Origin of the sequence: Streptomyces sp. NBC_01197, from assembly GCF_036010505.1 — a bacterium.
GTDB lineage: Bacteria > Actinomycetota > Actinomycetes > Streptomycetales > Streptomycetaceae > Streptomyces.
Genome location: NZ_CP108569.1, coordinates 3,573,765 through 3,588,401, shown reverse-complemented (window position 1 = coordinate 3,588,401; position 14,637 = coordinate 3,573,765). Strand labels below are relative to the sequence as shown.

The window sequence follows — 14,637 nt, the reverse complement described above, 5'->3', positions numbered from 1 at the left end:
AAATGGGTGACGTCATCTGGGCGTGAGATCCCGGACGTCGACGGGTGCGGCTCAGAAGAGACGCGCACCCCTGGGGGAAAGAACTGAGAGCGGTGGCATTCCCACAGTGGCACCACTGAGGGAAATGCCCGTAGCTGGGGCCCGCACCCCGAGGGATGCGGGCCCCAGCTACGAAGTGTGCTTCAGTGTCAGGTGGGAACGATGTTCTCGGCCGTCGGGCCCTTCTGGCCCGCCGCAATGTCGAAGGTCACCTTCTGGCCTTCGAGCAACTCGCGGTAACCCTGGGCGGCGATGTTCGAGAAGTGGGCGAACACGTCAGCGCCGCCACCGTCCTGCTCGATGAAGCCGAAACCCTTAGCCGCGTTGAACCACTTCACAGTGCCAGACGCCATGTCATATCTCCCTTGGGGCAGTACGCCGGCACCCGCAGCCACGGATACCGGGTCGCCGCGATGATGCCCCGCCGGAGAATAACCGGAAATAAAGAACGCTTCCCGCAGTTAAAATAGCGACAAAAGCGTTGAAGTTTTTGGGAACCACGACTGCAACTGGGGCCGACAATAGCACGCGGTAGCGGCGTGCGTACAGTCAATAAAACCACTCGGTCCGCTGCGTTAAACAAAATGCCCGTGCGAAACATTTAAATCTCGCCTCACGGCAATAGATATTGCCCTACCCGCAACACAACGTTCCAGCAGGAGCGGTCGCCATTTGCGGCCCGCAAGGCGCAACCACCGCCGCGGCACCCTCCTGTCGGGCAGCGGCCCATCAGGGCGTATGCCGGTCCCAACACAGACAGGGCCGCACAACCCGCTGCTGCGCGGCCCTGCCAGGAGTGCCCCAGCTCCCACCACTGTCGCCTGGCTGCCGGCACCCACCGTTCGTGGCCAAACCAGTCGAAAGGCAGCCCGCCCAGGGGGCGCCATACGCGTCAGGCGCGGGCGGACACACACCATCTCAGCTTGCGGACGGCGGGTGCTCCGCTTCGGCGGCGCGGTGGTGTTCGGCGTTGATGCGCTGGGCTTCTGTGAGCTGGTCTTCGAGGATGACGATGCGGCAGGCGGCCTCGATGGGTGTGCCCTGGTCGACGAGTTCGCGGGCGCGGGCGGCGATGCGCAGCTGGTAGCGGGAGTAGCGGCGGTGGCCGCCCTCGGAGCGCAGCGGGGTGATGAGGCGGGCTTCGCCGATGGCGCGGAGAAAACCCTGCGTGGTGCCGAGCATTTCGGCGGCCCGGCCCATGGTGTAGGCGGGGTAGTCGTCGTCGTCGAGACGGCCGAACGAGTCGTCTGCTGTCATTTCACCTCTCTGTGGAACGCGTTGAGGGGCCCGGATGCCATCTGGCACCCGGGCCCCGAAGGAACTGCTACACCATCTGCCGACTCTCGTACTGTGTCGGCCTTCTGTTTCCGCGTGCACGCCCGGGAGAGGGCGTGGATTGCGGGGATCGCGGTTGCTTGACCGGAGACCACCTCACTATCGATGTCCTGCGGTACCCGGGCTCGACACTCCGCCCGGGCGATCCTGATGGTGCCTGGCTCCTCCGTTCTTCCCTCTGGGATCACTCACTTACCTACTGCTGGTACTACTGCTCCGCGGCCTACGGCAGCGCCACTCTTCGGCAGCCAGCCCCGTCGCCCGTCCTGCGTCTGCTCTGGCTTGGAACCCCACTGCCGAACCTCCCGGCACGCGCGTCCGCAGCCGACGCCTTCACCGAGGTACTACTCACTTCACTGCTGGGTACTGCCCCTGCGGTACTGCTTCCGGCGGCCCCTGATTACTGCGGGCTGCCCGGTCCGGTCGTCAGTCCCGTCGCCGTCCTGCAACAACCCTGGCTTCGAAACTCCACCACCGCACCGTCCTGCTACTGCGGTTACTGCTGCCCGCCAGTTCGTCTCTGCCGGGCCCTGCTGTCTCTCTGTTCTACGAGAGAAACCATAACCAGACCGCCCCCCAATGTCTACTCCGGCCGACATAGATTTTCGAGGCCCGGGTGGAGAGACAGTTGACACCGGCCACGGAACGGGTGCCCGGCGGCCCCGCTCCAGCCAGGCTCGCCCACTCTGACCAGGCCAATGCCACCGGCCTCGACGCCGCGAACACCACAGCCGCCCCGTCTGGCCATGCGGATGACCGCTCAGGACACGCGCCACAGCCGACGCTTGCGCGGTTGGCGCACCGCAGGCCCGGCAGAAGCACCGTCAGAAACGCCAGACAGGACCCGCGTGACGATGCAAGGCCAGGGGGACCTGATGGACACAATGAGCGTCAACGTGACAACTGCCCGCCCCACGGCATGCATTGCCGACGCACGCCAAAGCGCCCGGGAATTCCTCGCAGGTCTCATACCGTCCGTGAGAGCGACCGAGACTGCCGACACCGTGATCCTTGTCGTCTCGGAGCTCGTCACCAACGCACTGCGCCACGGCGGGCGGCACCTGCACCCTGGACCTCACCGCCCACCCCGACAGCATCGAGGGCCGTGCATGACCACAGCCCACATCCACCGAGCATGCGCACCCCCGACCTGAACGGCGCCACCGGAGGCTTCGGCTGGCCCGTGGTCAACCATCTCGCTCGCACCACCTCCGTGACCAACGGGGCGGCCGACGGCAAGACCGTCAGCGCTTTTTTCGCCCGCTAGTGCCAGACCACCGGCACCGACCAGCGCCACGGACAGCCTCCCCAAGATCGCTTTCGGGACTGTAAAACGTTCGGTGTAACTCCCGATCATGGAAGATGCATCGATGACCAGCGACAACGTGACCGAGGCCGATCCTGCCGAGCCGTCTGAGGCGGTTCCGTCGAAGCCTGTGGACGACCGGTTGATTGACGAGCTGGTGGGCCGGGCTCAGGCCGAGGGCCTTCAGCTGACCGGCGAGGGCGGGCTGCTCCAGCAGCTGACCAAGCGGCTCCTGGAGTCGGCTCTCGAGGGCGAGATCACCGACCACCTCGGCTATGACAAACACGATCCCGCCGGGAAGAACGGTGGCAACTCCCGCAACGGCACCCGATCCAAGACCGTGCTGACGGATGTCGGCCCGGTGGAGATAACTGTGCCCCGCGACCGTGAGGGTTCCTTCGAGCCGAAGATCGTCAAGAAGCGGCAGAAGCGTCTGTCCGGCGTGGACGAGATGGTCATCTCGCTCGCGGCGAAGGGCCTGACCACCGGCGAGGTCCAGGCCCACCTTGCCGAGGTCTACGGCGCCGACGTGTCCCGTCAGACGATCTCCACGATCACCGACAAGGTTCTCGAGGGCATGGCCGAATGGCAGAACCGGCCGCTCGACGCCGTCTACCCGGTGGTCTTCATCGACGCCATCCACGTGAAGATCCGCGACGGCGCGGTCGCCAACCGGCCCATCTACGTGGCCTTGGCGGTCACGACCGAGGGTCGGCGCGACATTCTCGGGCTGTGGGCCGGCGACGGCGGCGAGGGCGCCAAGCACTGGATGCACATCCTCACCGAGATCAAGAACCGCGGCGTGAACGACGTCCTTATGCTCGTCTGCGACGGACTCAAGGGCCTGCCCGACGCGGTCGAGACCGTCTGGCCGCAGACGGTCGTGCAGACCTGTGTGGTCCACCTGCTGCGGAACTCCTTCCGCTATGCCGCCCGCCAGGACTGGGACAAGATCGCGAAACTCCTCAAGCCCGTCTACACCGCGTCGACCGAAGACGCCGCACTCGAGCGGTTCGCGGAGTTCGCCGACGCGTGGGGCAAGAAGTATCCGGCGATCGTGCGGCTCTGGGAGAACGCGTGGGAGGAGTTCACTCCCTTCCTCCGCTTCGACACCGAAATCCGCCGCATCGTCTGCACGACGAACGCGATCGAGTCCGTGAACGCGCGGATCCGACGGGCGGTGAAAGCCCGCGGCCACTTCCCCAACGAGCAGGCCGCACTGAAATGCGTCTACATGGCAATCATGTCGCTCGACCCGACCGGCAAGGGCCAAGCCCGCTGGACCATGCGCTGGAAGACAGCCTTGAACGCCTTCGACATCACCTTCGACGGCCGACTCTCCGCAGCCCGCCAGTAACCCTCAACAACCCGAGTTACACCGCTCGTTTGACAGACCCGTCACCAGGTGCCCACGATCAAGGGGAAGGCTCAACACCGACGTAAAGCGCCAACGAGCGCAAGCGGCCCAGCCCGTCGGGCAGACGGCAGCGGTCCACGCTCTGCCGACCGCCCGCGCGCGACACCGCTAGTGGCGCAGGTCACGCCGATGTCGATCTCTGGTTTCGGGATGACCTTGCGTCAGGGGAGTAAAGAAGGGCTGGCAGCGCCCCATTCGGGGCCGTCATCGACCGCGAATGGCATGCGCGCCGAAAGTGGTCTAGACATCAAACAAGGCCCTGGTCGCCGACCAGGGCCTTCGTCATGGAGCGAGTGACGGGAATCGAACTCGCGCTCTGAGCTTGGGAATCACCGTGGCTTGCGTGGTCATATGGCTGCTGACCTGGGCAGATTCGTTGTGCTGCGGCAGGAGAGAGGGTCTGGTGGCGCCACTGTTGACCGTGGTTGTCCGCTCTGAAGGGCACGCTATGGGCACGACGCTCGAGAGGTGGACGAGTGTCGTGCCTACGTTGCCTCTCCGTGCTCGGGGCTCGTCAACGCTTGCTCCGCCGTCCTCCAGCTCAGGATGGGCCCGGACCACCGCTGATCGTGTGGCGGGGACGCAGCGACGATCACAAAAGGGCGCGCAGATCGTGGGCCGGGTAGGCGGCATGGAGCGTGTTCGCCGGCTTATACCCGGTAGCTTCCAAATGCCTTTCGGCCGAGGTGTCCAGATGTGCAAGCCAACTGGCAGGCGACAACTGTCCTGGTGGTGCGCTGGTCATGCCAAGGCCGACAGTTGCCTCGTCCCAATCCCGTGCTGCGGGCCAGATCCCACGCAGCTCGTCGAGTTCCCGGCGTCCGGCGGCGATCCGGTGGTCTGATATCTCTTTGAACAGGAGGGGGGAGATTGCTTCGTTCGGTGTCGAGAGGTATTGCCGGGCGGCGTGGGAGACCAGTATAGACAGGTTGGGAAAGCGTTCGCGCCACTCCCAGGAAGAGTCGGGCGGAATGGGCGCCTCGCGATAGCCCTCGTTCTCGAAGGCCGCCAGATATGGGATCATTGCCAGGAGACAGTCGACGCGGATTCTGCCGCGAGGCGGGATGATCGGGGGCATTGTGGCTAGACAGGTACTGACGTCCCAGTGGTTGATTCCCAGATGGATGATCTCGGCGATTTCTCGGGTCGCACGAAACGGCCTCGCCGGATAGTAGACGGCCACCCTCAGGTAGCTGCGCATGCCTCGGGATGGACACTCTTCGGAATCGACGAAGCACTCTTCAGCGGGTACTGGTACGGAGCAGTATGCCTCAAGCAGTTGCCTTAGCTCGGGGAGCCATTCGGTGTCGGGGGCGAAGATATCAGGCTGCGTCACGGCTCACGCCCCGTCGTGTTCGCTACAGTCGGCTAGTAGGGCTTTGGCCCGCAGGAACATGTCGTCGTCCTCTATCCGAACGGCTTTTGAGGTGATGTCGTCGACCACTCGACGGAGCATCTTCAGCCATTGGCGGGTGAATTCTTCCGCAGTGAGGGTGAGTTGGCTCCGCTCATTGAGCACGAACTCGTAGCTGCCCAGGATGCTTTCCCACCGGGAGTCGATGATCAGGTTCGTTTCCTCCCGGCGGATCTCCCAGGTGGTGAAGAACGAAGAGGCGCCGGTGACCAACTGGGCATGGGTGAATCCGGGGGCCTGGATCGTCTCCAGCAGGACGATGATGTCGTCGACGAAAACATATAGGTCCTCGGCGTAGTTGACCGGCACAAGAACGTTGTTCCAGGACAGCACCAGGTATTCGGTGTCGGGCTGGTAGACAAGCCCGATCGCTTCGAAAAAACTATCGGCAACCTGGTCTACGTCCAGAAGGGCGGGATTTCCTGTCTGGATCCAAAAGCTCATAGCTGTCCTATCTAGTGGTGGGATATGCGTGAACCGTCCCGTTTGGGCGAACTTTCACGAAGACGGAGTTGGGTTTGCGTATCGAACCATCCGGCATGTATTCGATGCAGTCATTGTCTTTGGGCAGTTTGAAGAAACCGGTTTTGCCGGGACCGAGCTCCGCACCCTTTTCCGTGGCGAACTTGACATCGGCTGAACTTCCGAACCGCCCCTGCGGTTTACCCTCGACCTTCGCGCGCTGCGGGCCCTCGTGCCAATCGATCCCGTGCTTCGCACCTTTGGTCAAGGCGCCCTCGGGCTTAAACTTTTGGCCGTCCTTCTCGACGCCCTTGTTGACCTCGGCTATCTGCTTGTTCTTGCTGAGGCCGGAGAGTTTCTGCTGACTCTGTGTAAATGCCTGTTGTTGCTCCTCGGAGACCGGCTGTGGTTCCGCAGCATCGCCGGACGAGCCCTGACTACCGCTTCGGTCCCAAGCGCCGTCTGTGTCGCCGTCGGACATCCGGGTCATGAAGTCGCCGAAGCCGGCCAGCGCGAGCGCCCCGCCCGTGCCGATGACTGCGACACCCGCGATATTTACAGGGACCCCTACTAATGCCCCGACTCCCGTTATGTCAAGTGCGCCCCCACCCACTTCCATGCCCGCGCCCGCAGCCATCAGGAAAGCCCCGAGAGCTACCGAACCTGCGTCAAGCATGTTGCGCCAGCTGAACACCGACGACATGAATCCGCCGACATCCTCGATGCCATGCTCGACGGGGTCACTGATGTATTTTTGGAACCAGCCCTTCTTCTTGGGCTTGGGTTCCGGCTGCGGCGTTACCCCGTTAAAGGCGTCCAGCGGCGTGATGCCCTGGCCGAATCCGTGCTCTCGCCCGCCTCGTCTGCCATGTGGCACCGTCGCCTTATCTCCTTGGCGATGGCGGGGAGTTAGTCGTTCAGCGCGCCAGGAAGCTGAGCTCCTGTTCCGAGCGACGCATAGTGTTGAACCTGCTGTAGTTGCGGGCTGCTGGTGGCCTTCTTCCCTGGGCCCAGTGCTGCCTCGGCTTCGTTGAGTATGCCGGCGATCCGTCGGTGTAGTCCGGGTGAGTCCTGGCCGGCCTTGTCCAGGTCTCCTGCCAACTTGCGCACCCGGTCGGCTTTGAATCCCCTGAATCCCATCAGCGTGCCCCCGACTTGCCGTTGGCCTTCTCTTCAAGGTGCATGGCCTCTGTCTCCCACCGGCGCGCATCGGCTATCAGGTCCGAGGCCATGCGGTGCAGGGCGGACTTGCGGGCCTGCAGAGTGCCGGTTGTATCCGTAGCGTACGGACCGATCCAGATCAGGTCGTCTCCGGTGCCGGACGCCTGCTTTGCTTCCCGGTCGAGATACGTGCCCATCTCGTGTGCCGCGTGGCGAGCCTGCCGGGCGCAGGTGCGCAGTGTGTCAGCGCGCTTGTGCAACTGCGCCGGCGATTCCTTGTCGGGCATGACGGTTCGCCCTCTCATGCGCAGGCGAGTCGGTTACCAGCTGCTCAGCAGGCTACTTGGCGGATACAACGCGCAAAATGCTCGCGGCTACTTCTGTGGTTCACGTGACAGGGGGACCCCTGACGGCTGACCAGGGCTTTGGTCGGGGCCGGGTGTAGAGGTTCGCGCAACATCCAGACCTGCGGTCGCACCTCGCAGTGGCGCGGGAAAGCGAACGACGCCTGCGGTGCCGAGAGGGTCGAAGGCGAAGTAGCAGCCGTGGGATGGGCAAGGTGAACGCCAAGCCGACTGTCGGCGCCTACGGTCGCCTCGATGTGGTCGGCTCCGTGTCCGCCGCCCTGAGCGGGAGCCAGCCCCTGCCGCTATTGCGGATTGTGAAGCTGATGGGGCGTCGCGTTTGCGAACGACCCGATTCTCCCTCGCAGGGGCCCTTTCGTGCCATGCCCAGAGGCGTGACGTACGTAGTGACAGTGGGCACCTGCATACCGGAGGGCTCCTGGAGATGGATCTGCTCCAGCGCGCCGGCGCCACGGCGCTCCTCGAGAACGAATTCGACACGGCGCTGCGCAATGTTCCGTCGTTCCTCCTTCGGCTGCAAGCGGCGGAAGTCCGCGCCGCGGTAGGGCTGCCGGAGAGCATCCGGTTCTACGACCTTCGTCACACCGAGCGCACGATGGCCACCCGGTCGGGCGCCACGCTCAAAAACACGATGGTGCGGGCCGGGCAGTCCTCGGAGAAGGTCGTTCTCTATCAGCCCTCGGGATCACCAGCGTCAGAAAGAAGACGTGAGTGGGCTGGACACGATGGTCCGAGCAGAGCGGCAGAAGCGCGCTGAGCAGGCAAAAACAGGCCCAGGTGGTGCGGAGGTGGTGCGCGACGCCTGAATCGGTCTAGACAACACAAAGGCCCGGGTGGGGGATCATGTCCCTGACCTGGGCCTGAGTTGGTGGAGCGAGTGACGGGAATCGAACCCGCGCTCTGAGCTTGGGAAGCTCATGTTCTACCATTAAACTACACTCGCGCAGCGATCTTCCCGGAGGGAATCGCATCGCGGCCACTCTACCTCATGCCCAGCCGCACCCGGTGTCCGTGTCCCGGAGGTGTGCTGGCCCGCGGCGGGGTGTCGGGGTCGTAGGTTCTCGTCCGCCCCGTGGTGTTTCCTGTTCGCCCCCAGGCATCTCCCCACGCCCCGACCCGTCCCCGGTTACACCGTGCTGGTGGGTGGGGGACCGTCCGTACAGCCGTCCGGTTCGGGGGGTGTCGGTCTCGTTTTCGGGTGGGGATCCCGCTGCCGGGTGCGGAAGTTGGGGCGTACCGTGGCCGATCGGAGTGCCGGTTGGAGCGGTGTCCTGTACATCCCCTAATGTGGTGTTTTCTCTCGTCCGCGCTTCATGGGGAAGGGACTTGATGGATCCGATGGAACGCACTGTGGTCCGCTGTGCCGAAGGGCACGTGTTCAGTACTGCCTCGTTCCCGTTGCAGCAGCTCGGGACCGACCGGATCGGGCCCGGGCGGCTCATTCGGTGTCCGCGCTGTGCGCGGTTGCGGCATGCCGTGCCGGTGGGGCTTGAGCAGCAGTAGCCGCAGTGGGCCAGTAGTCGTGGCAGGGCGGCAGCAGCGGTAGTCCGTGCAGGCCGTCGGCAGGGCCGGCGGTGGCAAGATCAGCCGGGGCCGTAGGAGTGGCTTCGGTGCGGGTGCGTCGTCCGTGGTGCGGGGTGTGCGGGTCGGCCGATTGGGGCGGGGCCGCGCGGTCCCCGTATCCTCGGGGCGTGCTTCTCTCAGACAAGGACATCCGGGCCGAGATCGACGCCGGGCGCGTGCGCATCGATCCGTACGACGAATACATGGTGCAGCCCTCCAGCATCGACGTGCGGCTCGACCGCTACTTCCGGGTGTTCGAGAACCACCGGTATCCGCACATCGACCCCGCGGTCGAGCAGGCGGATCTGACGCGCAAGGTCGAGCCGGAGGGGGACGAGGCGTTCATCCTGCACCCCGGTGAGTTCGTGCTCGCCTCCACCTATGAGGTCGTCACGCTGCCCGACGATCTCGCATCCCGTCTCGAAGGCAAGTCGAGCCTCGGGCGGCTCGGGCTCGTCACGCATTCCACCGCCGGGTTCATCGACCCGGGTTTCTCGGGGCACGTCACGCTTGAGCTGTCGAACGTGGCGACGCTCCCCATGAAGCTCTGGCCCGGGATGAAGATCGGGCAGCTCTGCATGTTCCGGCTCGCCTCGCCGGCCGAGCACCCGTACGGCAGTGAGCGGTACGGGTCGCGTTACCAGGGCCAGCGCGGGCCGACCGCCTCGCGGTCCTTCCTCAATTTCCATCGGACCCAGGTGTGATATCCAGCCATGAGTGACGTACGCGAGAACCTGACATATGACGGTTTCGGGCACGCGGTGCGCGAGCTCGCGCAGACCATCGCCGACGACGGCTATGAGCCGGACATCGTGCTCAGCATCGCGCGCGGCGGAGTATTCGTGGCCGGTGGGCTCGCCTATGCCCTGGACTGTAAGAACATTCATCTGGTGAACGTGGAGTTCTACACCGGTGTAGGGACCACGTTGGAGATGCCGGTCATGCTGGCGCCCGTCCCCAACGCAATCGACTTCTCGGCCAAAAAGGTACTCATCACCGATGATGTCGCCGACACAGGGAAGACCCTCAAACTGGTCCACGACTTCTGTGTTGGTGCCGTCGCCGAGGTGCGCAGCGCCGTGATCTACGAGAAGTCGCAGTCGCTGGTGAAATGCGAGTACGTGTGGAAGCGCACCGACGAGTGGATCAACTTCCCGTGGAGCGTCGAGCCGCCCGTCGTGCGGCGCGAGGGCCAGGTGCTCGACGCCTGACGGCGGAATCGTAAATGCGGGGGAATGGTGAAGGATACGGGTGCTGACCGGCACTCGAATCCTCTCGCGGGGGCTCTCTCCGCCCCCCTCCGTCTCTGTTATGTCTCCGTTCTGTACCTGTTGTTTGTGGCGCAGTGGACTTGTTATTCCACCGGCGGGCTGCTCCGGGCCCTGAGTTCCGGCGGGTTTTGTCCGGCTTTCTGGTCTGATGCGGCCGGGATGCCGCACGGTTCGTGGAGGCAATACACCCCATCGGTCCGAGAGTTCACGGGTCTGCCGTCTCCGACCGCCCGGGGTGTGTAACGGGTCCGTTAGGGGCGTGTGAGAGGCTTTCCGGTCGGTGGTCGCCTTAATGCCGGGCTGTCCGTCTCGTGCCGATCTCGTGTAGACCCACGAATGCGGACGCACCATCAGCCAAAGGAGTGCGGACTCCGTTGATTCCGCCGGATCACGGTGTAACGCATCATGGTGTTCTGCGAGAACGTGAGGGGTTGGCCATGCGGACGTCATTAGATTCGACGGGACCTGAAGCCAGGATCCCGGTCGCCATCCACGCGTCCGACCCGCTCTCGCTGGCAGGAGCTACCACTCAGCTGCGCCAGCAGCCGGCCATCGAGCTGGTCGACGAGGCGAGCGGGCGGCCTGGAACGGTGGCGGTCCTGCTGGCGGACGCGCTGGACGAGCCCACCCTGTCGCAGCTGCGGCGGCTGGTACGGATAGACGGCACCCGGGCCGTCCTCGTGGCGGGTCTGATCCGCGAGGCGGAACTGCTTCAGGTCATAGAGAGCGGCGTCGCGGCCATTGTCTGGCGGCATGAGGCCACCGGGCACCGGCTCCTGCAGGCTGTCATCGCTGCCTCAAGGGGCGAGGGAGACCTCCCGTCCGATCTGCTCGGGCGGTTGATATCCCAGGTCGGTGCCCTCCAGCGCAAAGCCACCAGCTCGCCCGGGGCCCCCGCTTCGGGGCTCTCCTCGCGTGAGCTGGAGGTGCTGCAACTGGTCGCCGAAGGCATGGACACGGCTGAGGTCGCCCGCAAGCTCTCGTACTCGGAACGCACCGTCAAGAACGTGATGCACGGCCTCACGACCCGGCTGCACCTGCGCAACCGGGCCCATGCCGTCGCTTATGCCTTCAGGGAGGGCTATATCTGACCATTGTCGGACGGGTCCCGGCTGGTGGCGATCAGTCGGCCGGTGCCCTGCTGGTCATTCCCGTCGGTCCTCAAGGGCAAGCCTCACTTGCCCCTGGGGACCGACGGTGTTGTCCCCGGACCGTCCCTCCCATGCCTGGGGTGCCGGTGCGACCTGGGTGCAGGATGGCGGTGCGGACCCGCGACCCGGAGCGGGTGACGCCTGTGACACCGGCATCAGCGGAGGGCGCGACAGTGATCCACGAGGTGGACGAGGTCCTGAAGGGGCTGCTGTCCGGCGGCGCCCTGGCGGGGACCGGAGTGGACATCGCCTTCGAGGCCCCGACCCGCGACTGGGCGGCCCGGCGCAACTCACCGACGATCGACGCCTATCTGTACGACATCCGCGAGGACGTCAAGCGGCGTGAACGCGGCGCCATCGCGGTCAAGGACGAGCGCGGTGTGGTGCTGAAGCGGCGCCAGCCGCCGCGTTGGTTCCGGCTCTCGTATCTCGTCACGGCCTGGACCAAGCAGCCCCAGGACGAGCACCGGATGCTCTCCGCCGTACTGGCCACGCTGCTGCCCCGCGAGGTGCTGCCGCCGGAGGAGCTGACAGGGGCGCTGGCCGAACTCGGGCTCACCGTGCCCATGACGATCGCCGGGCTGCAGACCGATGCGCGGTCGTTCGCCGAGATCTGGTCGGCGCTGGGCGGCGAGCTCAAGCCGTCACTGGACCTGGTCGTGACCGCGCCCTTCCCGGCGTTCCCCGAGTACGAGGTCGGGCCGCCGGTCACCGAGGGCGCCGGGGTGCGGGTACGCGGCACGGACGGCACTCTCGACGACTCGCAGCGACGGGATCACCAGCCGCGCCACTTCGCCCGGACCGGCGCGCGCCGCCGGCCGGGCGCCGCGGGCGGGGCCACCAGTACGGACGCGAGTACAGGGACGGGCACAGGCACAGGCACGAGCACCGGCACAGGTACGAGCACCGGCACGGGAGCGCAGCCCGAGTGACGACGGACACCGATCCCGGCCGTGACACCGGGCGGGAAGCGGGGCTTCCTGATAGCACCGGCACCGGCACCCGCCCCGGTGCAGACGGGGCGGCCGACGCGCTGATCATCCGGCTGGCGCTGCTGCGGGAGCGGGTCGCGGAGCTGGTCGAGTCACGCAGCGCCACCGACCCGACCGCCGCCGATCCGCTGCGCGGGCTGTATCTCTCCGACGAGGCCGTCCAGCATCTCCTCCGGTCCGATGACAGGGCCGGTGACAGGTCCGGGGCCGCTGACGGGAGCACCGCCCTGGGCACCGGCCCGGGCCCCGGCGCGTCCGGCGGGGACGACCGGTTGCGCCGTCTCACCAGCCGGCTCGGGCTCGGCCCGCTGGACGAGGCGATCCTGCTGCTGGCCCTCGCGCCCGACCTCGACCGCAGCTTCGAGCCGTTGTACGGCTACCTCAACGACGACGTCAGCCGCCGCCGGGCGACTGTCGGGCCGGCCATCGAACTGTGCGGCCTGGCCGTGCACGACGCCGGCGCCCGTGCCCGCTTCCACCCCTCCGCGCCGCTGCTCGCCCTCGGGCTCGTTCAGGTCGAGGAGCCCGAACGCCCCTTTCTCAGCCGGTCGTTGCGGGTGCCCGACCGGGTCACCGCCCATCTGCTCGGCGACGACACCCCGGACGCCGCGCTCGCCGGACAGGTCACGCTGCTGGCGCCCCGCCCGGTGGAGTCCGCGCCGCCCGGCGGCTCTCTCGTCGAGCAGCTGGCCGGGCGGCTGACCGCCGGACGGCTGACGGTGTACCTCCGCGAGGAGCGGAACGGGGACGCCCTCTCCCTTGCCACCGCCGCGCTGGCCGCCGCGGGTCTGGAGGCCCTGCACTTCACCCCCGGACAGGGCCCTCCCGGCGCCACCGCCGCGACGGATCCGGCTGCCCCGTACCCGGCCCCGGGCGAGCAGGGCGCACCCGGGCTGCTCTCCGACCTGCTGCGCGAGGCGCGGCTGCGCGGGTGCCCCATCGTCGTGGCACCGGTACCGGAGAGCCCGGGACCACTGCTCCGGGCGCTGATGGCAGAGGGCGCAGCGCCGACCACGGCGCAGGGCACCTCGCATTCGCACGGCGTCTCCGTGCTGCTGGCCGGCGGGCGTCCGTACGATCCTGACTGGTGCGGCCGGGACCCGCTGGTCCTCGACGCCCCCCGGCAGCGCTCCGGCGATCTCGATGTCTGGTCGGCGGCCCTCGGGCCGGCGGACGGGCCGGGCTCCCTCGGCTTCGAGCTGGCGCCCGTCGTCGCCCCGTACCGGCTGGGCGGCGACCGTATCCGCCGTACCGCGCGCGCCGCGCTGGACCTCGCCGCCTTCGAAGGCGTGGAGCTGACCGCCGCGCATCTGCGGCTCGCCGCCCGGCAGCAGTCCGCGTCGGGGCTTGAGCAGCACGCCCGGCGGATCAGGCCCGACGTGGGCTGGGACGATCTGGTGCTGCCTGACCGGCCGTTGGCCCAGTTGCATGAACTGGCCCTGCGGGCCCGCCACCGCGACCGGGTGCTCGGCGACTGGCGGCTGAGTGCCGGCGGCGGGCGCGGGCGGGGTGCGCTGGCGCTGTTCGCGGGTGAGTCGGGGACCGGGAAGACGCTGTCCGCCGAGGTGGTCGCCGCCGAACTCGGCCTCGATCTCTACGTCGTTCAGCTCTCGTCGGTGGTCGACAAGTACATCGGCGAGACCGAGAAGAACCTGGAACGGATCTTCGCCGAGGCCGACCGTACGGACGCGGTGCTGCTCTTCGACGAGGCCGACGCCGTCTTCGGCAAGCGCTCACAGGTGACCAGTTCGAACGACCGCTACGCGAACCTGGAGAGCGCCTATCTGCTCCAGCGCCTGGAGTCCTTCGACGGCATCGTGCTGCTCACCACCAACCTGCGGGGCAACATCGACGAGGCGTTCACCCGGCGCCTCGACCTGATCATCGATTTCCCGTTCCCGGACGCCGCCCAGCGGCTGGCGCTGTGGCAGCACAGCCTGACGCATGTGCCGTGCGCGGAGGACATCGATCCGGGCCCGTGCGCCAAGGAGTTCGAGCTGGCGGGCGGTTCGATCCGCAGCGCCGTGGTCACCGCCGCGTATGCGGCCGCGGGCCGGAACTCCCCGGTCACATCAGCTGACCTGCTGGCGGGCGCGCAGCGCGAGTACCGCAAGGCCGGGCGGCTGGTCCTGGACGAGGGCGGCTGGTGAGCGGCGGCGCC

General features: G+C 66.6%; 12 protein-coding genes, 1 tRNA gene and 2 pseudogenes. 8 read left to right on the top strand and 7 right to left on the bottom strand.

The features are described 5' to 3' along the window. Positions 1 to 188: 188 nt before the first annotated feature. Entirely contained in the window at positions 189 to 392 is a 204-nt protein-coding gene (locus OG452_RS16310; protein WP_327296322.1) for a cold-shock protein, read from the bottom strand. Positions 393 to 957: 565 nt separating this feature from the next. Then, the gene (locus OG452_RS16305; RefSeq protein WP_327296321.1) at positions 958 to 1,296 is read right to left on the bottom strand and encodes a helix-turn-helix domain-containing protein; all 339 of its coding nucleotides are present in this window, start codon (positions 1,294 to 1,296) and stop codon (positions 958 to 960) included. A 953-nt stretch (positions 1,297 to 2,249) separates the two neighbouring features. Here OG452_RS16305 and OG452_RS16300 point away from each other — a divergent pair. Together OG452_RS16300 and OG452_RS16295 are read left to right on the top strand one after the other, a co-directional pair. Continuing rightward, positions 2,250 to 2,641, top strand: a pseudogene (locus tag OG452_RS16300) (ATP-binding protein). A 103-nt stretch (positions 2,642 to 2,744) separates the two neighbouring features. Beyond that, entirely contained in the window at positions 2,745 to 4,037 is a 1,293-nt protein-coding gene (locus tag OG452_RS16295; RefSeq protein ID WP_327296320.1) for an IS256 family transposase, read from the top strand. Between the two features lie 652 nt (positions 4,038 to 4,689). Here the strand turns inward: OG452_RS16295 and OG452_RS16290 are convergent. The 4 genes from OG452_RS16290 to OG452_RS16275 form a co-directional block, all read right to left on the bottom strand. Then, on the bottom strand, positions 4,690 to 5,298 hold the full coding sequence (locus OG452_RS16290) for a hypothetical protein (RefSeq protein WP_327296319.1): 609 nt from the start codon (positions 5,296 to 5,298) through the stop codon (positions 4,690 to 4,692). A gap of 138 nt (positions 5,299 to 5,436) precedes the next feature. Then, a complete protein-coding gene (locus tag OG452_RS16285) occupies positions 5,437 to 5,955 on the bottom strand; it encodes a hypothetical protein (RefSeq protein ID WP_327296318.1) in 519 nt (172 codons plus the stop codon). Positions 5,956 to 5,962: 7 nt separating this feature from the next. After that, complete coding sequence (locus tag OG452_RS16280; RefSeq protein ID WP_327296317.1) at positions 5,963 to 6,850, bottom strand: hypothetical protein; 888 nt, start codon at positions 6,848 to 6,850, stop codon at positions 5,963 to 5,965. A gap of 262 nt (positions 6,851 to 7,112) precedes the next feature. Then, on the bottom strand, positions 7,113 to 7,421 hold the full coding sequence (locus OG452_RS16275) for a hypothetical protein (protein ID WP_327296316.1): 309 nt from the start codon (positions 7,419 to 7,421) through the stop codon (positions 7,113 to 7,115). A gap of 572 nt (positions 7,422 to 7,993) precedes the next feature. Between OG452_RS16275 and OG452_RS16270 the strand changes: the two are divergent. Continuing rightward, positions 7,994 to 8,305 (top strand): annotated as a pseudogene (locus tag OG452_RS16270) (tyrosine-type recombinase/integrase); the annotation flags it as partial. A 63-nt stretch (positions 8,306 to 8,368) separates the two neighbouring features. On the opposite strand, the gene OG452_RS16265 reads toward OG452_RS16270, so the two are convergent. Next, a tRNA-Gly gene (locus OG452_RS16265) sits at positions 8,369 to 8,442 on the bottom strand. A 748-nt stretch (positions 8,443 to 9,190) separates the two neighbouring features. Here OG452_RS16265 and dcd point away from each other — a divergent pair. From dcd to OG452_RS16240, 5 genes are all read left to right on the top strand, one after another. Then, the gene (gene dcd, locus OG452_RS16260) at positions 9,191 to 9,766 is read left to right on the top strand and encodes a dCTP deaminase (RefSeq protein WP_327296315.1); all 576 of its coding nucleotides are present in this window, start codon (positions 9,191 to 9,193) and stop codon (positions 9,764 to 9,766) included. A 9-nt stretch (positions 9,767 to 9,775) separates the two neighbouring features. Next, on the top strand, positions 9,776 to 10,273 hold the full coding sequence (locus OG452_RS16255) for a phosphoribosyltransferase (protein ID WP_327296314.1): 498 nt from the start codon (positions 9,776 to 9,778) through the stop codon (positions 10,271 to 10,273). A gap of 497 nt (positions 10,274 to 10,770) precedes the next feature. Then, positions 10,771 to 11,424 carry a helix-turn-helix transcriptional regulator gene (locus OG452_RS16250; RefSeq protein ID WP_266855038.1) on the top strand — a complete coding sequence of 218 codons (654 nt, stop codon included), beginning with the start codon at positions 10,771 to 10,773 and terminating at the stop codon, positions 11,422 to 11,424. Positions 11,425 to 11,657: 233 nt separating this feature from the next. Then, positions 11,658 to 12,416 carry a DUF4255 domain-containing protein gene (locus OG452_RS16245; protein WP_327299657.1) on the top strand — a complete coding sequence of 253 codons (759 nt, stop codon included), beginning with the start codon at positions 11,658 to 11,660 and terminating at the stop codon, positions 12,414 to 12,416. Next, positions 12,413 to 14,626 (top strand): ATP-binding protein, encoded by a 2,214-nt coding sequence (locus OG452_RS16240; protein WP_405562013.1) that lies wholly within the window; start codon positions 12,413 to 12,415, stop codon positions 14,624 to 14,626. Before OG452_RS16245 ends, OG452_RS16240 begins: the two co-directional genes overlap by 4 nt. Positions 14,627 to 14,637: the final 11 nt, after the last annotated feature.

Bases quoted from the DNA above. Each gene is read 5' to 3' on its own strand.
- OG452_RS16290 (WP_327296319.1), bottom strand. From the start codon at position 5,298: ATGCGCAGCTACCTGAGGGTGGCCGTCTACTATCCGGCGAGGCCGTTT.
- OG452_RS16295 (WP_327296320.1), top strand. From the start codon at position 2,745: ATGACCAGCGACAACGTGACCGAGGCCGATCCTGCCGAGCCGTCTGAG.
- OG452_RS16275 (WP_327296316.1), bottom strand. From the start codon at position 7,421: ATGCCCGACAAGGAATCGCCGGCGCAGTTGCACAAGCGCGCTGACACA.
- OG452_RS16310 (WP_327296322.1), bottom strand. From the start codon at position 392: ATGGCGTCTGGCACTGTGAAGTGGTTCAACGCGGCTAAGGGTTTCGGC.
- OG452_RS16305 (WP_327296321.1), bottom strand. From the start codon at position 1,296: ATGACAGCAGACGACTCGTTCGGCCGTCTCGACGACGACGACTACCCC.
- OG452_RS16255 (WP_327296314.1), top strand. From the start codon at position 9,776: ATGAGTGACGTACGCGAGAACCTGACATATGACGGTTTCGGGCACGCG.
- OG452_RS16250 (WP_266855038.1), top strand. From the start codon at position 10,771: ATGCGGACGTCATTAGATTCGACGGGACCTGAAGCCAGGATCCCGGTC.
- OG452_RS16285 (WP_327296318.1), bottom strand. From the start codon at position 5,955: ATGAGCTTTTGGATCCAGACAGGAAATCCCGCCCTTCTGGACGTAGAC.